This is a genomic window from uncultured Pseudacidovorax sp. (assembly GCF_913773995.1).
In the GTDB taxonomy this organism is placed as follows: Bacteria; Pseudomonadota; Gammaproteobacteria; order Burkholderiales; family Burkholderiaceae_C; genus Xenophilus.
In genome coordinates this window covers 1-18760 of record NZ_CAJYES010000113.1, presented here as the reverse complement: position 1 = coordinate 18760, position 18760 = coordinate 1, and the positions used below count along the sequence as shown (strand labels likewise).

The 18760-nt window shown below is 69.3% G+C and carries 16 protein-coding genes; 5 read left to right on the top strand and 11 right to left on the bottom strand.

What is annotated here, in order from left to right:
* Positions 1-60 precede the first annotated feature (60 nt).
* Positions 61-393 (bottom strand): iron donor protein CyaY, encoded by a 333-nt coding sequence (cyaY, locus tag QZ772_RS09980; RefSeq protein ID WP_295525396.1) that lies wholly within the window; start codon positions 391-393, stop codon positions 61-63.
* Positions 394-412: 19 nt separating this feature from the next.
* Here cyaY and QZ772_RS09975 point away from each other — a divergent pair, with 19 nt between their 5' ends.
* Together QZ772_RS09975 and lysA are read left to right on the top strand one after the other, a co-directional pair.
* Positions 413-673, top strand: coding sequence for a lipoprotein (locus QZ772_RS09975; protein WP_295525393.1), 261 nt, complete (start codon positions 413-415; stop codon positions 671-673).
* On the top strand, positions 670-1965 hold the full coding sequence (gene lysA / locus QZ772_RS09970) for a diaminopimelate decarboxylase (RefSeq protein ID WP_295525391.1): 1296 nt from the start codon (positions 670-672) through the stop codon (positions 1963-1965). Before QZ772_RS09975 ends, lysA begins: the two co-directional genes overlap by 4 nt.
* A gap of 38 nt (positions 1966-2003) precedes the next feature.
* On the opposite strand, the gene QZ772_RS09965 is transcribed toward lysA, so the two are convergent.
* The 5 genes from QZ772_RS09965 to QZ772_RS09945 all read right to left on the bottom strand — a co-directional run bounded on the left by QZ772_RS09965 (position 2004) and on the right by QZ772_RS09945 (position 8128).
* Positions 2004-2606, bottom strand: a complete 603-nt coding sequence (locus tag QZ772_RS09965; protein WP_295525698.1) for a sulfite oxidase heme-binding subunit YedZ — start codon at positions 2604-2606, stop codon at positions 2004-2006.
* Between the two features lie 74 nt (positions 2607-2680).
* On the bottom strand, positions 2681-3682 hold the full coding sequence (gene msrP, locus QZ772_RS09960) for a protein-methionine-sulfoxide reductase catalytic subunit MsrP (protein WP_295525389.1): 1002 nt from the start codon (positions 3680-3682) through the stop codon (positions 2681-2683).
* A gap of 163 nt (positions 3683-3845) precedes the next feature.
* Positions 3846-5177 carry a c-type cytochrome biogenesis protein CcsB gene (gene ccsB / locus QZ772_RS09955; protein ID WP_295525386.1) on the bottom strand — a complete coding sequence of 444 codons (1332 nt, stop codon included), beginning with the start codon at positions 5175-5177 and terminating at the stop codon, positions 3846-3848.
* On the bottom strand, positions 5174-7357 hold the full coding sequence (locus QZ772_RS09950) for a cytochrome c biogenesis protein ResB (RefSeq protein ID WP_295525384.1): 2184 nt from the start codon (positions 7355-7357) through the stop codon (positions 5174-5176). Before QZ772_RS09950 ends, ccsB begins: the two co-directional genes overlap by 4 nt.
* A 111-nt stretch (positions 7358-7468) precedes the next feature.
* Positions 7469-8128, bottom strand: coding sequence for a c-type cytochrome (locus QZ772_RS09945; RefSeq protein ID WP_295525381.1), 660 nt, complete (start codon positions 8126-8128; stop codon positions 7469-7471).
* A 268-nt stretch (positions 8129-8396) separates the two neighbouring features.
* Here QZ772_RS09945 and yihA point away from each other — a divergent pair, with 268 nt between their 5' ends.
* Together yihA and QZ772_RS09935 are read left to right on the top strand one after the other, a co-directional pair.
* A complete protein-coding gene (gene yihA / locus QZ772_RS09940; protein ID WP_017757738.1) occupies positions 8397-8999 on the top strand; it encodes a ribosome biogenesis GTP-binding protein YihA/YsxC in 603 nt (200 codons plus the stop codon).
* A gap of 56 nt (positions 9000-9055) precedes the next feature.
* On the top strand, positions 9056-9970 hold the full coding sequence (locus QZ772_RS09935) for an alpha/beta hydrolase (protein WP_295525379.1): 915 nt from the start codon (positions 9056-9058) through the stop codon (positions 9968-9970).
* A gap of 83 nt (positions 9971-10053) precedes the next feature.
* Here the strand turns inward: QZ772_RS09935 and QZ772_RS09930 are convergent, their stop codons facing one another.
* On the bottom strand, positions 10054-10929 hold the full coding sequence (locus QZ772_RS09930; RefSeq protein ID WP_295525377.1) for a lipid A biosynthesis acyltransferase: 876 nt from the start codon (positions 10927-10929) through the stop codon (positions 10054-10056).
* Positions 10930-10990: 61 nt separating this feature from the next.
* Positions 10991-11863: a lysophospholipid acyltransferase family protein gene (locus tag QZ772_RS09925; protein ID WP_295525374.1), complete on the bottom strand. Its 873-nt coding sequence runs from the start codon at positions 11861-11863 to the stop codon at positions 10991-10993.
* 207 nt (positions 11864-12070) lie between these two features.
* On the opposite strand from QZ772_RS09925, the gene metK reads away from it, so the two are divergent.
* Positions 12071-13252, top strand: coding sequence for a methionine adenosyltransferase (gene metK / locus QZ772_RS09920; RefSeq protein WP_058644196.1), 1182 nt, complete (start codon positions 12071-12073; stop codon positions 13250-13252).
* A 1112-nt stretch (positions 13253-14364) separates the two neighbouring features.
* Here metK and QZ772_RS09915 read toward each other — a convergent pair.
* From QZ772_RS09915 to QZ772_RS09905, 3 genes are read right to left on the bottom strand one after another with little or no spacing between them, the layout of a single operon-like run.
* Complete coding sequence (locus QZ772_RS09915; protein WP_295525371.1) at positions 14365-15369, bottom strand: tripartite tricarboxylate transporter substrate binding protein; 1005 nt, start codon at positions 15367-15369, stop codon at positions 14365-14367.
* Positions 15366-17078 carry a hydantoinase B/oxoprolinase family protein gene (locus tag QZ772_RS09910; protein WP_295525368.1) on the bottom strand — a complete coding sequence of 571 codons (1713 nt, stop codon included), beginning with the start codon at positions 17076-17078 and terminating at the stop codon, positions 15366-15368. The genes QZ772_RS09915 and QZ772_RS09910 overlap by 4 nt, the downstream gene beginning before the upstream one ends.
* Entirely contained in the window at positions 17075-18715 is a 1641-nt protein-coding gene (locus tag QZ772_RS09905) for a hydantoinase/oxoprolinase family protein (RefSeq protein ID WP_295525366.1), read from the bottom strand. The genes QZ772_RS09910 and QZ772_RS09905 overlap by 4 nt, the downstream gene beginning before the upstream one ends.
* Between the last annotated feature and the right edge of the window lie 45 nt (positions 18716-18760).

The window sequence follows — 18760 nt, the reverse complement described above, 5'->3', positions numbered from 1 at the left end:
GGCGCACAGGCTTCAGGCGCGGGCGCAGACCCTTGGGGTCGCTCGCTGCCGGCGGCGCGCTCAGCCGGCCGTGAAGCTCAGCGGCTGGCCGGCCTGCAGGCTGCACTCCTGCGACAGCCGCCCGAAGAGTTCGTCGCCGCCCTTGGTGTCGACCCAGTGGTGCCCATCGTGGCGGAAGTGGTAGCCGCCGGTGCGGGCCGCGAGCCAGATCTCGTGCAGCGGCGGCTGCAGATTCACCACCACCTGGCTGCGGTTGGCGAAGGTCAGCGTGATCATGCCGCCCACGCGCTGGTTGTCGATGTCCGCGTCGGTGTTCTCGTTGATCTCGTCGCAGCATCGTTCGATGGCTGCCAGAGCGGATTCCGCGAGATCGAGGTACTGGGCATCGGTCATGACTGGATAAAATTTCGCGATGTTGAATGCTCGGCAAATTCTAGTGAGCGCCTCCCTGCGCCAACTCGCAAAGGTCTTTGCGCTCGCAGCCCTGGTCACCCTGTCTGCCTGCGGCCAGAAGGGCGCGCTCTACCTGCCGACCGAGCCCGCTGCCGCCCAGCGTGCCACGCTTCCCCAGGTACTCACCGGCTCCGGCAGCAAGACCGCACCAGCACCCGCCGAGACTTCCAGCGCACCCGCAGCGTCTACGGCTCCCTCGGTTCCTGCCTCCCGTCCATGACCGCTTCCCTCGCCTCTCCCGGCACCGCACTGCCGGGCCAACCCCACATTGCCCGCGACGGCGCCGTCCTGCGTGTCGAGCAGGCCGACCTGCAGGCGCTGGCGCGTGAACACGGCACACCGCTGTTCGTCTACTCCAAGCAGTGGATGCTCGACGCACTGGCCGCGTATCGCCGTGGCTTCGAAGGTCGGGACGCACTGGTTTGCTACGCCATGAAAGCCAACTCCTCGCTGGGCGTATTGCGCGTCTTCGCCGAGGCCGGCTGCGGCTTCGACATCGTCTCCGGCGGCGAACTGGCCCGAGTGATGGCCGCCGGTGCGGACGTGGGCAAGGTCATCTTCTCCGGCGTCGGCAAGACCCGCGCGGAGATGCGGCAGGCTCTGGAGGCCGGCATCGCCTGCTTCAACGTCGAGAGCGAAGCCGAGCTCGACGTGCTGAGCGCAGTGGCCGTGTCCGCCGGCAAGCGCGCGCCGGTCAGCCTGCGCATCAACCCGAACGTCGACGCCAAGACCCATCCGTACATCTCCACCGGCCTCAAGGGCAACAAGTTCGGCATTGCGCACGATCGCGCGGTCGAGGTGTATCGGCATGCCGCATCGCTGCCGGGCTTGACCGTGGTGGGCATCGACTGCCACATCGGCTCGCAGATCACCGAGGCCTCGCCCTACCTGGATGCGCTGGAGCGCGTGCTCGATCTGGTTGAGGCCATCGAGGCGCAGGGCATCCGCCTGCAGCACCTGGACTTCGGCGGAGGCCTGGGCATCGACTACAACGGCGACACGCCGCCGGCTGCCGATGCGCTCTGGGGGCAGCTGCTGGCCCGGCTGGACGCCCGCGGCTTCGGCGACCGCAAGCTGGTCATCGAGCCTGGCCGCTCGCTGGTCGGCAACGCCGGCGTCTGCGTGACCGAGGTGCTCTACACCAAGCCCGGCGAAGAGAAGAACTTCTGCATCGTCGATGCAGCCATGAACGACCTGCCACGGCCGGCCATGTACGAGGCCTTCCACCGCATCGAACCCGTGGTGCTGAAGACGGACGCCGAGCCGGTGCGCTACGACGTGGTCGGCCCGGTGTGCGAAAGCGGCGACTGGCTGGGCCGCGACCGCGACCTGGCCGTGCAATCGGGCGACCTGCTGGCGGTGCTTTCGGCTGGCGCTTACTGCATGAGCATGGCCAGCAACTACAACACGCGCGGCCGTGCGGCCGAGGTGCTGGTCAGCGGGTCGGAGGCACGGCTGATCCGGCGGCGCGAGACGGTCGAAGACCAGTTGCGCGCGGAGCAACTGCTCTGAAATGACGAAGGCGGCCAGGGCCGCCTTCTTTCATTGCGCTACTGCGTGGCGCTTGCTCTGCGCGTGGCGACTGCATGCCACACGCGCCAGCCCAGCAGCAACGCGATGACGACGGCATAGATGCCGACCTCGCCGAAGTTGTTCTTGCCGGCCCGCATCCAGAAGAAGTGCAGCAGGCCCAGCCCCACGCACAGGTAGACCAGCCGATGCAGCCGCTGCCAGCGCTTGCCGCCCAGCGCCTTGATCGCTCGGTTGAAGGACGTGGCGGCCAGCAGCGTCAGCAGCACGAAGGCCGCAAAGCCCACAAGGATGAAGGGGCGCTTGGGAATGTCCGCCACGATGGCAGGCAGGTCGAAGCCCATGTCGAACCACGAGTAGCACAACAGGTGCACCACGACGTAGAAGTAGGCGAAGAGCCCCAGCATGCGGCGCCACCGGGCCAGCACCGTGAGCTTGGCCATCACACGCAACGGCGTCACGGCCAGCACGATGCAGAGAAAGCGTAGGGCCCAGTCGCCGGTGGCGCGCAGCAGATACTCCGCCGGGTTGGCGCCGAGTTGATCGGCCACGGCGCCGTACAGCAACCACGCGAAGGGGAACAGGCACAGCACGAACACAGCCGGCTTGACCGCCGGATGCATCAGCAGGCGGTTGAGCACGTTGCCCCCCGCCGGCCGCGCCGCAGTGCCGCGACCCGTCTGTGCAGCCGTCGCCATCAGTAGAACTTCTTCAGGTCCATGCCGGCATAGAGCTGGCCGACCTGCGCCTCGTAGCCGTTGAACAGCAGCGTCTTGCGCCGCTTGGCGAACAGGCCGCCAGGCTCGCCGATGCGGCGCTCCGTGGCCTGGCTCCAGCGGGGATGGTCCACATCGGGGTTCACGTTGGAATAGAAGCCGTATTCGTTGGCCGCCGCCTTGTTCCAGGCCGTGCCCGGCTCCTTTTCGACGAAGCGGATCTTGACGATGGACTTGGCCGACTTGAAGCCGTACTTCCACGGCACCACGATGCGCACCGGCGCACCGTTCTGGTTGGGCAGCACTTCGCCGTACATGCCGAAGGTCAGCAGCGTGAGCGGATGCATCGCCTCGTCCATGCGCAGGCCCTCGGCATACGGCCAGTCGAGCACGCGCGAACCGACGAAGGGCATCGTCTTCGGGTCGGCCAGCGTCACGAACTCGACGTATTTGGCATTGCCCTGCGGCTCCACGCGCTTGATCAGTTCGGCCAGCGAATAGCCCACCCACGGGACCACCATCGACCAGCCCTCGACGCAGCGCAGGCGGTACACCCGATCCTCCTGGGCGGAGAGCTTGAGCAGGTCCTCGATGCTGTACTTGCCCGGCTTCTTGACCAGCCCCTCGACCTCGACCGTCCACGGGCGGGTCTTGAGGGTGTGCGCGTTCTTGGCCGGATCGGCCTTGTCGGTGCCGAATTCGTAGAAGTTGTTGTAGGTGGTGGCGTCTTTGTAGTCGGTGACCTTCTCCATCACCTGCGCGCCCGGCACGCTGGACTTGGCGCCCGGCAGCGGGGCGAGCTTGCCGCCGGAATTCTGAGCCTGCGCCATTGCCTCGCGACCCGCCCAGCTGGCCAGGGCCGCACCCGCGGCACCGGTTGCCATCAGGCGCAGGAGCTGGCGGCGCTGCTCGTACACCGCACGCGGTGTGATTTCGCTGGAGACGGGATGAACGAAGCCGTCATCGTGGGAACGGATCAACATGGGGGCCCTTTCGCAGGCGGGGAGACACAGATGGACAGAGGGAAGTTCGGTGCCCACGTCCATTTGGTTACGCAGGCCGGCCCCAGCTGGATTTCAGTCTGCCCCAAAAGCCCTGCCCCCGCCGCGGGTGGGGCTGCGCCGGCGCGGGGGCCGGCGGCCGTGGCTACAGCGTGCCGTAGCTGTGCAGCCCCGACAGGAACATGTTGACGCCCAGGAAGGCGAAGGTGGTCACCGCCAGCCCCACCAGCGCCCACCACGAAGCGACCGTCCCCCGCAGGCCCTTGACCAGGCGCATGTGCAGCCAGGCCGCGTAATTGAGCCAGACGATCAGCGCCCAGGTCTCCTTGGGATCCCAGCTCCAGTAGCCGCCCCAGGCGTCGGCGGCCCACAGCGCGCCCAGAACCGTGGCGATGGTGAAGAAGGCGAAGCCGACCGCGATGGCCTTGTACATCACATCGTCCAATACCTCGAAGGCGGGCAGGCGGGCCGCGATGCGCCGGCGCCCCAGCAGAATGCCCGCGGCGATCAACGACGAAATCAGGGCATAGCCCACCCAGTAACTACCACCGGCCTCGGCCACGCCGCGCTGACGGAAGGCGATGGGCACGAAGCACAGCGCCGCGCCCAGCAGCCAGATGGGCGTCAGGCGCCACCAGCGCGTCTCGGCCGCCTGTTGCTTGATGAGGTAGGCGAAAGCCACCATGGCCGCCAGCGAGAAGGTGCCGTAGCCGATGAAGTTGGCTGGCACGTGCAGCTTCATCCACCAGCTCTGCAGGGCCGGCACCAGCGGCTGGATCTCGTGCGCGCCGCGCACCAGCGTGTACCAGAGCAGAAAGCCCACCGCGGCGCTGACCACCAGCATCACGAAGGCGCCGAGCGCGCGGGTGCGGTAGCGCTCCTCGTAGTAGAGGTAGAAGGCCGCCGTCATCCAGCAGAACAGCACGAAGACTTCGTAGAGGTTGCTGACCGGGATGTGGCCGATGTCGGGGCCGATCTGGTGGCTCTCGTACCAGCGCACCATGGTGCCGATCAGTGCCAGCGTCACCGCCGCCCAGGCCAGGCGCGAGCCGATGCGCTCCATGGCGTCGGACTGGTTTTTTGCGAAGAAGCCCAGCCAGTAGAAGACCGTGCTCATGAAGAACAACACGCTCATCCACAGGATGGCCGACTGGCTGGAGAGGAAGTACTTGAGCCAGAACACGCTGTCGGCCCGCGTCAGATCGCCCTGGTAGCTCACGATGGCCAGCACCGAAGCTGCTGCCACCACCACACCCAGCCGCTGCAACGGCCGCCAGAACCAGCCCAGCCACACCAGCGCCGGCAGCGTGCCGAGCAGGATAGCCTTCTCGTACACATCCATGGCGCCGTGATAGCGCGCCAGCGCGAACAGCCCGCCCGCCAGCACGAAGGCGGCGAACAGCCAATCGGTCAGGCTGCGGCGGGTGAACCAGCCTTCGTTGAGGCTCAGCGTGGTGGTGCTGGTGACGGTGTTCATCGGGATGGGGTCTCCGCGGAAGAGGGTGCGTCGGCCGAGGGCAGGCCCAGCAGTCGTTCGCGCAGGCGGTGGAATTCCTTGTCGGTGTCCAGGCCGCGGCGGTTGACCGACAGGGCCATCGCGGCCTCTGCGCCTGCGCCGTCGGCACGCGGCGCCAGCCACACCCACAGCCGCCGCTCGCGGACGTAGAGCATGGCAAAAATGCCCACGATCAGCAACAGGCAGCCCAGATACACCACGCTCTTGCCCGGCGCGCGGGCCACCTGGAAGACGCTGGCCTGCACCTGCGTGAAGTCGGTCAGCATGAGCGCCACGGGCGCTGGGTAGAAGGCGGCGTCGCTCAGCGACAGCACGGCCTGCGTGAGCCATGCCTGGGATTTCTCGTCGCGCTGCAGTGGCGGCTGACCCGCCTGCGTGCGGCTCAGGTTGAGCAGCTCGAAGAGCACGTCGTTGACCACGCGAACCAGGATCTGACCCGCGCGCTCGCGCTCGGCTTCGGGCACCTGCTGGTCGATGAATTCGGCGATGGCCTGCCAGCCGGAGGCGTTGCGCCCGTCCGCACGCGCAGTGCCGGCCTGCAGTTGCTCGGCGCCGGCGAACAGGCCGATGGCGCGCAGGGCCGAGGCGCGCAGCTGCTGCGCCTGCTCCGGACGATCTGCGCCGATGGCCTGGGCCACATAGCGGTCGACCGCACGGGCGCGCACTGCCGGGTCGGCCAGCGCCTCGCGCAGGCGGGTGAAGCCCGCCATCCCCATCTCGTCGTCGGCGGGCACCCGCAGGTATCGGAAAGGCTGGTCGGGCTGCTCGCGCACGCCGAGCAGGAAGACCGGCGGCGCGCCTTCCTCCATCACCGTCGGCACCATGTAGTTCTGGTATTCACGCGCCTGGCCGGCCGCATCGCGCAGCTTGTAGCCGATGCTCGGGCCGATGTTGCGCAGCTCCTTGGGCTTGTCCACCTTGTGGGCAGCGCCCAGGCGCGATTCGAGGCTGCCCACCAGGTCCACCTTGCGCACGTCGGCCCCGCTGCCGCCATTGGCACCGGCGAAGTTCTCGACGTTGATCACGCGCAGCGCCGTGTATTCGAGCGTGAGCTTGTCCTTGCCGTTGGTCAGCTCGGTGCTGGTGCCGATGGTGCCCTCGACCTCGAAGGGCTTGGCTGCCGCGCCCATGGGCACGGCGCGCAGCTTCACGCGCGAGCCGCCGTCGTCGAAGCTGGACTGGTAGATCTCGATGCCCTTCCAGCTCGCGGGATGGTTGACCTCGATGCGCGCGGTCTTCGTCTCGCCGCTGGCGCGGTCGTGCAGCACCACCTCGCTCGCGAAGAGCTTGGGCATGCCGGTCGCGTAGTAGTCGACGATGAACTTCTTGAGCTCGATGGCGAAGGGCAGCTCCTGCAGCAGCACGCCGTCGGCCTGGTTGAGGATGGCCACCGACGATTGCGCGCCTTCCGGCACCAGGATGTTGCCGCGGAAGGTGGGGTTGGTCGGCGCCAGGCGGTGCTGCGCGGGCACGTCGGCGATCATGCCGCCACCGGTGTAGACCGACTTGCCGCCCAGCCAGGTCTGGGCGCGCACGATCAGGTCGCCGTCGAGCAGGCCGCCCAGGCAGATCAGCACGATGGCGCCGTGCGCCGCCATGTAGCCCAGCTTGTTGGCGCCACCGGCACGGGCCGCGACCATCCACCCTGCCGGCGCGCCGGCCGTCTCGCGCTTCTGCAGCTTGACCTTCCAGCCGCCGCCCACCAGCTGCTGGCCGATGCGGTTGGCGGCGGCGTCGGGCGACTCGGCCAGCACCGTCTCGGCGCGCAGGCCGAAGGCCTTCAGGCCCTGCACGCGCAGGTCTTCCTTGTAGCTGCGCAGGTCGGCCATGATGCGCGGTGTGTTGCGGGCGATGCACAGCGAGGTGCTGACCACCAGGAAGGCCAGGATCAGCAGGAACCACCAGGCGCTGTAGATGGTGTCCAACCGCGCGCTGCGGAACACCTGCGCCCAGAAGGGCCCGAACTGGTTGATGTAGTTGTTGATCGGCTCCTGCTGCTTGAGCACGGTGCCGATGACCGAGGCGATGCAGATGACCGTCAGCAGCGCGATGGCGAAACGCATCGACGACAGCAGTTCCACGGCGGCGCGCAGGGCCTGCGAGCCGGTTCGAAGGCGAAGGCCGTGGGTGGAGACGCTCATGACGAAAGCAGCAATAGGCAGGAAAAAGGGCGGGCGATCCCAGGGATCGGCCCGCCCTTGTTGAGTGGAATTGTCGGCGGTTGGTTCTGCGGTTTTTTGACTTGCGTTAAGTCAACGCAGGCCGGCGATGTAGTCGGCGACGGCCTTGATCTCGCGGTCGTTCATCTTGGCGGCCACGCCGGTCATTTGCGGGCTGTTGGCGCGGATGCCGTCGCGGAAGGACTTGAGCTGACCTTCGGTGTAGTCGGAGTGCTGACCCCCGAGGCGCGGGTACTGGGCAGGGATGCCGGCACCCGTCGGGCTGTGGCAGCCGGCGCAAGCGGGCACCTGACGGTCGGCGATGCCGCCGCGGTAGATGCGCTCGCCCAGCACGACGAGGTCCTTCTCCTTGGCGAAGCCGGGCTTGATGGTCTTGCTGCCCAGGAACCAGGCGATGTCGCGCATGTCCTGCTCGCTCAGGTTGGCCACCATGGGCTGCATGATCGCGCTCTTGCGCTTGCCGGACTTGAACTCGTGCAGCTGCTTGAGGATGTACTCGGGATGCTGCTGGGCCAGCTTGGGATTGGTGACGATGGCCGAATTGCCGTCGGCGTTGTGGCACGAGGCGCAGGCGACGCCGTTGGCGGGGCCCTGCGTGTAGATGGTGTCGCCCCTGGCGGGATCGGGCTTGGCCGGCTTGGCAGCAGCGGCCGGAGCATCTGCCGCCATGGCCGTTCCCCCCAGAACGGTCCCCAGCACGGCAGCAAGCAGATAAGGCGCGAACAACTTCATATCGTGGGCTTCTTCACTTGTGCGCTGACTGGCGCAAAACCCGGCAATTCTACAATCGCCCTCCCTTCCCACGGCCTCCTTGAGAACCCTGTACCGAATGGATCAAACTTTTCCGCCCTCTCCTGCGGATGACGCGGCCGATGCCGCAGCGGCACCCGCCAGCGGATCGGCGGAGAACGCCGGTCCTCCCGACTCCGCCGGCGCTCCCGCAGCACCGGCAAGGCCCGCTGCCAGCTTCGCCGAGCGCGCCCGCACGGCCCTGGGCTGGATGCACACTGCGCACTTCCTGCTCAGCTCGCCGCGGCTGGACACCCTGCCCCCGCTGGGCCTGCCCGAGATCGCCTTCGTCGGCCGCTCCAATGCCGGCAAGTCCACGGCGATCAACACCCTGACGCAGCAGAAGCGCCTCGCCTTCGCCTCCAAGACGCCCGGCCGCACGCAGCACATCAACCTGTTCGGCGTAGGCAAGGGCCAGGTGGACGACGCCGTGCTGGCCGACCTGCCCGGCTACGGCTATGCCGCCGTGCCGCGCGAGGCCAAGCTGCGCTGGCAGCGGGTGATGGGCAACTACCTGATGACCCGCGAGCAGCTGTCGGGCGTGGTGCTGATGTGCGATCCGCGCCTGGGCATGACCGAACTGGACGAGGTGCTGCTGGAAGTGATCCGCCCGCGCGTGGAACAGGGCCTGAACTTCCTGGTGCTGCTGACCAAGGCCGACAAGCTCACGCGGGCCGAGGCCAACAAGGCGCTGTCGATTGCGCGACTGCAGGCCGGCGGCGGCGAGGTCAGACTCTTCTCCGCCCTCAAGAAGCAGGGTGTGGACGAAGCGGCCGAGATCATCTGGCGCTGGACGCACCCCGACGCCGGCTGACGCGCATTCACGGCTTCACGCCTGTCTGCCGGCCCAACGACCAGGAGACCAGTGCGATGACCGACATCCAGACCTTCGAGCGCGCGCTGCCGCATGGCATCACGCTCAGCTGCCGCGCGGCCGGCGAGCCCGGCCGGCCGCTGATGCTCTTCCTCCACGGCTTTCCGGAGGCGGCCTTCATCTGGGATCCGCTGCTGGCGTATTTCGCCCGGCCGGAGAACGGCGGCTATCGCTGCGTGGCGCCCAATCTGCGCGGCTTCGAGCGCTCCAGCGCGCCAGCGGAGGTGGAGGCCTACCAGGCCCATCGCCTGATGCAGGATCTGCGCACCCTGGCCGAGAGCGAATCGGCCGGCGGGCATATCGACACGCTGATCGCCCACGACTGGGGCGGCGCCTTCGGCTGGGGCATGGCCAACGCCATGCCCGAGCGCGTGGGCCGGCTGGTGATCATCAACTCGCCACATGCCGGCACCTTCGCGCGGGAGCTGAAGCACAGCCCCGAACAGCAGGAGGCCAGCGCCTACATGAACTGGCTGGCGCGCCCCGGCAGCGAGGAAGTGCTGGCGCGCGACGACTTCGCGCGGCTCTTCGGCATGCTGTCGTCCATGCATGCCGGCGCCGGCAACGCGAACTGGCTCTCCGACGACGTGAAGGCGCAGTACCGCGACGTGTGGTCGCAGGGCCTCGTGGGGGCCTGCAACCTGTACCGCGTCACGCCGCTCAAGCCCGGCAACGACATCCCCGACATCCCGCGCGAGCGCGTGACGGTGGACATCCCGACGCTGGTGCTCTGGGGCATGGCGGACATCGCCCTGCGCCCCGGCCTGCTCGACGGCCTGGAAGACTATGTGCGCCAGCTCGAGATCGAGCGCCTGGAAGGCGCCACGCACTGGGTGGTGCACGAGCAGCCTGAACTGGTGATGGCACGCATCGGTGCCTTCATCCGGCGGCATCCGCGCCTGAGAGGCTGAGCGCCAGCGGGTGCGCGAATGCGGTTCAGTGACCCAACACCGTTCAGGCTGAGCCCGTCGAAGCCTGGAAGCGAACCACCCCTCTAGTACACCGAAGGCTCGCCCGGCGGCCGTGTCTTGAAGCGCCGGTGCACCCAGTAATACTGCGCGGGCATCGTGCGGATCCAATCGGCCAGCTGCGCATTCATGCGCGCCGTGTCCGCGATGGCATCGTCTGTCGGAAAGTCCTGCCAGGACGGCAGCACCTCGATCTCGTAGCCGTCCTTGGTCAGCCGCGACAGCACCGGTACCACCTTGGCCCGCGCCAGCCGCGAGAAGCGCGAGAGCGAGGGCGTGGTCGCGGCCAGCGTGTGGAAGAAGGGCACGAACTCGGTATGCGCCGGACCGAAGTCCATGTCGGGCAGCAGGTACAAGAGGCCCCCGCGGCGCAGATTGGCCACGATCTGCTTCACGCCGTCCATCCGGTGCAGCACCGTCACGTTGCCGAAGCGGGTGCGGCCCTGGCGTGTCCACTCGTCCATGACCGGGTCGCGCTGCGTGGTGTAGATGGTGGTGGACTGCTTGGGTGTGTGCATCGTCAGCCGCGTGGCAGCGGCGTCCAGCCCGTAGAAGTGCGGCGCGAAGAGGATCGTGGGCTGCTCGCCCACATCGATCTCGTCCAGCGCGCCTTTGAGCGTCACGCGCTGTCGGATCACCTCGGCCGGCGCGTGCCACAGCCAGGCGCGATCGAACCAGGCCTGGGCCACGTAGACGAAGGTCTGGCGCGCGATGCGGCGGCGCTCCTCGGGCGTCTTCTCCGGAAAGCACAGGGCCAAGTTGACGTCCACCACGTGGCGACGCGGCTTGGCGAGCGCATGCAGCACCGGTCCGAGCGCTGCACCCAGGCCGCGCACCACCGGCAGCGGCAGGTGGGCCAGCGCACGCATGAAGCCAATGCCGATGCGGGCTGACAAGCTCACAGCGAAACCCTCCGTGCTGCGCACTGCGGGTGCGAGCGCCTTCGGAGCGGCCGGGCGGCGCTCATCGCGCCGTCTCCATCTCGGCGCGCGGCGCCTTGTAGCGGGCGTAGTCCCAGACGTACTGCCCAGGCAGGCTCAGGATCAGTTGCTCGATGCCTTGGTTCATGGCGGTGGCGGCCTCTTCGGGGGAGGCCTTGGGATCGGCGAGGGCCGCAGCCTGCAGCGGCTGCAGGCGCACGGCATAGCCGCGGCCATGGGGCAGCCGCTCGCACACGCCCAGGAAGACCTGGGCGCCGGTCAGCTGCGCGAGGCGCGGCACGAGGGTCATGGTGTAGGCCGGCCGGCCGAAGAAGGGCGCCCATACGCCCTGCCCCGTCGGCGGCACCTGGTCGGGCAGGATCCCGGTGTAGCCGCCCTTCTTGAGCGCGCGCATCAGGCCGCGAACGCCCGACACATCGGTGGGCAGCATGTGCAGGCCGGGACGGTCGCGCGAGCCTTCCATCAGCGCCGCCATCCAGGGCTTGCGTGGCGGACGGAACAGTGCCGTGATCGGCCCGTGGCCGGCCAGGAAGCGTTCGCCCAACGCCTGACCCAGCAGCTCCCAGCAGCCCAGATGCGGCGAGATGACGATGGCGCCGCGGCCCGAGGCCAGCGCAGCGCCCAGGGCCTCGTCGCCGGTCCACTGGCGCACGCGCGGCAGCACGCTCTCGCCCGCTGGCCGGGCCCAGAGCCAGGGCAGTTCGGCGGCCATGCGGCCGGCGGCCGCGATGGCCGGGCGCCACTGGGTGGGCGTGAGGCCAGCCTGTGCCGCGTTCTCGCGGAAGCGTCGCCGGTAGTCGGGTGCCAGCGCCCAGACCAGCCAGCCCAGCAGCCCACCCAACGCATGCATCAACGGCAGCGGCGCACGGGCGAGCAGACGAAACAACGCGGTCATCAGGAGTTGTCGGACAAACGGGTGGGTGGAAAACCGACGCGCGGCCCAGCGGGCTGAGACCGGCATGAATAGAATCGAAATTGTCGCCGAGTTACAGGACTACTTGCAGGGCGACGTTAAACCCAACTGCTAAAGCGTTCGCCAGAGACTCCCGAGGGTGCCGGCAAACGCCGGGTCCGCATCCTTCTTGCAGGAGTTTTCTCGAACATGGCGAACGACTTTCTCTTCACTTCCGAATCGGTGTCCGAGGGCCATCCGGACAAGGTGGCCGACCAGATCTCGGACGCGATCCTCGATGCCATCTTCGAACAGGACCCGCGCTCGCGCGTGGCCGCCGAGACGCTAACCAACACGGGCCTCGTGGTGCTCGCGGGCGAGATCACCACCAACGCCCATGTCGACTACATCCAGGTCGCGCGCGACACCATCAAGCGCATCGGCTACGACAACACCGACTACGGCATCGATTACAAGGGCTGCGCGGTGATGGTCTGCTACGACAAGCAGTCCAACGACATCGCCCAGGGCGTGGACCATGCCAGCGACGACCACCTGAACACCGGCGCCGGCGACCAGGGCCTGATGTTCGGCTATGCCTGCGACGAGACGCCCGAGCTGATGCCCGCGCCGATCTACTACGCCCACCGCCTGGTCGAGCGCCAGGCGCAGCTGCGCAAGGACGGTCGCCTGCCCTTCCTGCGGCCCGACGCCAAGAGCCAGGTGACGATGCGCTACGTGGACGGCAAGCCGCACAGCATCGACACCGTGGTGCTCTCCACCCAGCACCACCCGGACCAGAGCGAGACGCCCACCAAGATGAAGGCCAGCTTCATCGAGGCGGTGATCGAGGAGATCATCAAGCCGGTGCTGCCCAAGGAATGGCTGCAGGAGACGCGCTACCTGATCAACCCGACCGGCCGCTTCGTCATCGGCGGCCCGCAGGGCGACTGCGGCCTGACGGGCCGCAAGATCATCGTCGACACCTACGGCGGCGCCTGCCCGCACGGCGGCGGCGCCTTCTCGGGCAAGGACCCATCGAAGGTGGACCGCTCGGCCGCCTATGCGGCCCGCTACGTGGCCAAGAACGTGGTGGCCGCCGGTCTGGCGCGCCAGTGCCAGGTGCAGGTGGCCTATGCCATCGGCGTGGCCAAGCCGATGAACATCACGGTCTACACCGAAGGCACGGGTGTGATCTCCGACGACAAGATCGCGGCGCTGGTCAACGAGCACTTCGACCTGCGTCCGAAGGGCATCATCCAGATGCTGGATCTGCTGCGTCCCATCTACGCCAAGACGGCAGCCTACGGCCACTTCGGCCGCGAGGAGCCGGAGTTCACGTGGGAGCGCACGGACAAGGCGGCGGCACTGAAGGCGGCTGCGGGGCTGTGATCCGGTTCTTCCGCTGAATGGGTGACGGGGCTCTTCGGGGCCCTGTTTTTTTGGGGCGCCATTTCTGGCATCGGTTGCCAAGCAGACCCTCGGGCCCTCGGGACGCGGTATCGCGCAGCGAGGAAGGATGCGCCGTGGTCGCATGAGGGGTCTGTGGACCGTTGTCTCCGCGAAGACGCCCGGCGGGAGCGGCCCCCAGGGCGCGGCCGATGTGCGTGCCCCTCGCTGAACGCTCGGGGTCCCCTGCGGTGCTCGCCTGGCGAGTGCGTGGCGCAACTCGCTGCGCGCTGACGCGCTCCGCTCAAACAAGCGCCACGAGTCAGAGACGGCCGGCGCGCGATGCTCGCGCACCTCACTCGCCAGGCTGCGCGCCTCGGCACGCCCAACGGCCGCGCCCTGGGGGCCGCTCCCGCCAGGCTTGGGGGTGATCGACGGGTGTTGTCCTTGGTCAGGTTCCAAGGGGCTCATCCGCGTGCTTACCCAATCAGCACGCTTGCCCCGTCGGTGAGTCCATCAATCCGTTCGCCCTAAGGCTGTCGAAGTGCGTTGATCCCCACATGCCCTGGCTTCGACAAGCTCAGCACGAAAGGTTTTTGGGTGAGCTGACCTGCGCTTTTTAGGCCGAACGGCTGTTGGGTGAATGGGTCTGCGTTGTCTTCAAGGACGCCAAAGGGCAGCGCCACGCCCGATCACCCAGGAGCCGGCCCCGCCCCGCCCGGCCGCCTCGCCCTCAGGATGCGCCGAGGCGCGCAGCCGGATGAGCGAGGCCCGCGGCCCCCGCGGGCCGGTCGTGACTGACTCGCGGCGTTTGTCTGAGCGCAGCGCGAAGCGCGGAGCGAGTTACGCCGCGCGCTCATCCGGTGAGCACCGCAGGTTCCGCGAGCGTTCAGCGCGCGGCGCAGCCTGTGGGCGAGGCGGCCGGGCGGGCCGGGGCTGGCGGACCGTCCAGCGCCCGGAAATTCCACTCAACAGCAGCATCCGCCAACGCCGGCGAGTGGACTTCACCCAGGGCAGAGGAATGGAACGCCTGAACAACGCACCCGTTGCCAAGGTAGGTCAAACCAACCGTCAACGCGCCAACCCAACGCCACAGCGGCACAGCGCACCAAACTTCAATCCGCCCGCGCCCCCGAGTACTTCACGATCGGCGTCCACTTCTTCACCTCGGCCTCGATCAGCGCCTTGAAGGCCGCCGGCGTCGTGCCCTCGACGATGAAGCCGCGCGACGCGAAATACTCCCGCACATCCGGCGAGCGCACCGCCTTGTTCACCTCGGCACTCAGCTTCTCCACCACCTCGGGCGGCGTGCCGGCCGGCGCGAACAGGCCCTGCCACGACAAGGCCTCGAAGCCCTTGAGGCCCGCCTCGTCCAGCGTTGGCACGTCCGGCAGCATCGGGTGCCGCGTCTTCGACGTGACGGCCAGGGCCCGCAGCTTGCCGGCCTGGATCTGCGGCATCAGCACCAGCACGTCGCCGAAGGTCGCCTGGATCTGCCCGCTCATCAGGTCGGTCAGCATGCCCGCGCTGCCGCGGTAGGGGATGTGGACCATGGACACGCCCGCCGCCTGCTTGTACATCTCGCCCGTCAGGTGCATCGACGTGCCGTTGCCCGCCGAGCCATAGCTCAGGCCGCCCGGCCTGGACTTGGCCAGCGCCAGGAACTCCTGCGCCGTGCGCACCTTCACGTCCGGATTCACGGCCAGCACCAGTGGCGCGCTCACCACCATCGAGACAGGCGCGAAGTCCTTGACCACGTCGTAGGGCAGCTTGGCGTACAGCGCCTGTGCGATGGCATTGCTGCCGGTCACGCCCATCAGCAGCGTGTAGCCGTCCGGCGCGGACTTGGACACGTAGTCCGCGCCCACGGTGCCGCCGGCTCCGGCGCGGTTGTCCACCACCACCGGCTGGCCCCAGGCGCTGGCGAGCTTGTCGCCGATGCGGCGCGCCAACACGTCGGTGCTGCCGCCGGGGGGAAAGGGCACCACGATGTGGATGGGCTTGCTCGGATACGCCCCCTGCGCCTGGCCGCTGGCCGGCGCCAGCAGCGCACCGCTCGCAAGGGCCGCCACCAAGGCCAGGCCGGCACGGCGGCGAAGGAAGAAGGACGGTCGGTTCATGGGCACTCCTGGCGTGGGTCGGGATGGAAGGAAGACGATGGAGAAGGCGTTGGAGACATCAAGGACGGCGACGCGGCGCCGGCAGCCGCTGCATCCGCGGCCACCGCACCCCAGCCGCCACCGCCGGCGGTTTCGATGAGCAGCCGGTCACCGGCCTGCCAGCGCACCCGGCTGCGGGCAGCCAGCGGCTGCACACGCCCGTCGGCATGCAGAAGGCGTGCCGAGGCACTCGCGCCCGTGCCGCCACCCTGGGCGCCGCGGGCCTGGCTCCGGTGACGCTCGCCGCGGTAGGCGATCCAGCCTTCGCCGTCGAGCAGCAGGTATTCGCGCCGCACACCGTCGCCGCCGGCCTGCGCGCCCGCGCCACCCGAGCCGCGTCGGATGGCGTACTGCAGCAGGCGCAGCGGCGCCTCGGCCTCGATCACCTCGATGGGCGTATTGCGCGCGTTACCCACGTCGGTGGAGACGCCGGCGCGGCCCGGCGCCGTGGCGCTGGCGCCCGCGCCACTGGCGATGATCTCGGTGAACATCCAGCGACGACCGTCGCCGCGGCTGCCGCTGAGCGCGAGCACGGTGGCCACGCCCGCATGCGGCGCCACGCCCTCGCCCTGCGCTCCCGTGGCCTGGGCCCAGGCGCCGAGGACGGCGTTGCAGGCCAGCTTGACCGTGGCGGTGCGGGCATTGACGGCCGCCGGCCAGTCCGGATTGACCACGCTGCCGGGCGGCAGCCGCAGCGTCAGCGGTGCCAGGCAGCCCGCGTTGTTGGGCGCCTGCGGCGCCAGCGTGCGCATGAAGAACAGCGCCGCCGACAGCATCGCCGCCGCGGACGCATTGAGCGGTGCGCGTACCTGCGGCGAGCTGCCCTCGAAGTCGAGCGTGATCGCCTCGCCCTGCTTGTGCAGCCGCACGGCGATGACGATGGGCGCGGCCTGCGCGTCATCGCCGCCGTCGAGCTGGTCCTGCCAGCGCCATTCGCCATCGGGCGCGGCGGCCAGCGCGGCACGGGTCATGTCGGCGGACTGGGCGAGCAATGCCTCGCACACGGCCGCGAAGCGCTCGCCGGTGTGGCGAGCGATCTGACGCAGCTCGCGCGCGCCCTGGGCCAGCGCGGTCCATTGCGCCTCCAGGTCGCCGCGCAGGTTGGCGGGGGTGCGCGTGTTGGCGCCCAGGATGGCGTCGATGTCGGGCAGCACGCCCGCCGCATCGCGCCAGCGAACCGGTGGTAGACGCAGGCCCTCCTGGTGGATCTCGGTCGCGTCGGGCGGAATGGAGCCCGCCGCCATGCCACCCACGTCCTGGTGGTGCAGGCTGGTGGCGGCCAGGGCGATCAGTTCGCGGCCGTCGAAGACGGGATGGACGAGCGCAATGTCGGGCAGGTGGGTGCCGCCCGACCACGGGTCGTTGAGCAGAAAGCCATCACCGTTGCGCATGGTGCCGGCCGGGAAGCGCGCCAGCACGCCCGCCACTGCCGGGATGAGCGAGCCCAACAGCAGCGGCAGCGAACGCGCCTGCGCGAGCAGGCGGCCGTCGGGCAGGAACAGCGCTGCCGCGCAGTCGCCGCCCTCCCGTGCGATGGAAGAGACGGCGGCGCGCATCATGGCCGACTGCATGCGGTCGGCCGCGCCCTGCAAGGCCAGGCGCAGCGGCTCCATCCGCATTGCGATGGCGGGCTCGAGCGATGCACGGTGATCGCGCGGGGACGAACTCATGCCACCGCCTCCAGCAACAGCGCGCCATCGTCCTCGATGCGCCAGCGCCAGCCGGCCGGCACCCAGACGGTGGTCATGGGCGCGAAGAGCGCTGTCGGACCGTGGCCCTGCGGCGCGATGCCGGCCCAGGCCTCGCGCGCGGTGCGCAGCGGCGCTGCGCTCGATTCCTCCGGCCCGCGGACCATGCCCAGCGCCGCCATCACACCCGCCTGCGGCAGCACGCGCACCGCGGGCATGCCAGCCAGCGCCGCGACCTCCGCGGCATGCTGCGCGCCGCCACCGCCCACGGCCACGAGCTGCGCGTCGGCCGGGTCCAGGCCGCGCTGGAAGGCATGGGTCTTGAGCGCCTCGGCCATGTGGGCGGCGGCGGCCTGCACGACGGCCTCGGCGGCACCCGCAAGGGGCAGGCCCAGCGGTTGCACCACATCGTGCGCAAGGGCGGCCTCAGCGGCGCGGCGGTCCAGCGCCAGAGCGCCCGCGAGCCGGACAGGCAGGCGACCGAGCACGCACAACGCATCGCTCAGCGTGGCGAGCCGGCCGCCCTGTCCGTAGGCCGCCGGTCCCGGCCAGGCGCCCTGCGAGCGCGGGCCGATGCGCAGCGCTCCGCCCGCCAGCACCTGCAGCACACTGCCGCCCCCGATGGCGATGGAGGCGATGTCCACGCAGCGCTGACGGATGCCCAGCCCACCGCATTCCAGCGATTCGGCGAAAGCGGGATGGCCACCATCAAGCAGGCCGATGTCGGCGCTGGTGCCGCCAACGTCCAGCGTGAGCACGGCGCCGCGCCGCCCGCCTTCGTCCAGACAGGCGGCAACGCCGCGCAGTGCGGCGCAGGGGCCGGACATCGCCAGCCCGATCGGGCGCGCGGCCAGATCCTGCCAGGGCCGGACGGTCCCTTCGGAATGCATGAGCGTCGGCGCCGGCAAGCGGCGCGTGCTGAGCGCGGCCGCCAGCGCCTGCAGATAGCCCGTCGCCAGCGGCTTGGCATAGGCGTCGAGCGCGGTGGTGAGCCCACGTTCGAACTCGCGCGGCGCCGGATCGACCTCGTGGGAGAGAGAGATGTGCAACTGCGGCAGCCGGGCCCGGAGCCGCTCGCCGACCTGCCGTTCATGCGCCGGGTTGCGGTGCGAGAACAGCAGGCAGACCGCCACCGCCTTGACACCCGCCGCCGCGATGGCTTCGACGGCGGCTTCGAGGGCGGACAGGTCCAGCGGCTCGACCTCGTACCCCTGCGCGTCGATGCGGCCGCCGATCTCGAAGCGCAACGACGGCGGGAACAACGCCGCCTCCGGCACGGCCGGCCCAATCACGGGCTCGTACAGCGCCCGCCGGTCCTGCCGGGCCAGCACCGGCACATCGCCGAAGCCGCGCGTCAGCAGCAAGGCGACGGGCGGCTCGTCCAGTTCCAGCAGCAGATTGGTGATGACCGTGGAGCCATGCACCACCCGGCCCACGTCTTGCGGCGTGATGCCGGCTTCGGCACAGAGCCGATCGATCGCCTCGACCACCGGCTCGGCCAGCCGCCGCCCTGCGCGCGGATGCTTGATCGCCACGCTGCGGCCGTCCTCATGCAGCGCCACGGCATCGACGAAGGTGCCGCCCATGTCCACGCCCAGCGACCAGGGCGCGGCCGTCACCGGAAGCGCTCCGGCGAGAAGGGCGCCAGATCCACCTGCGTGGGC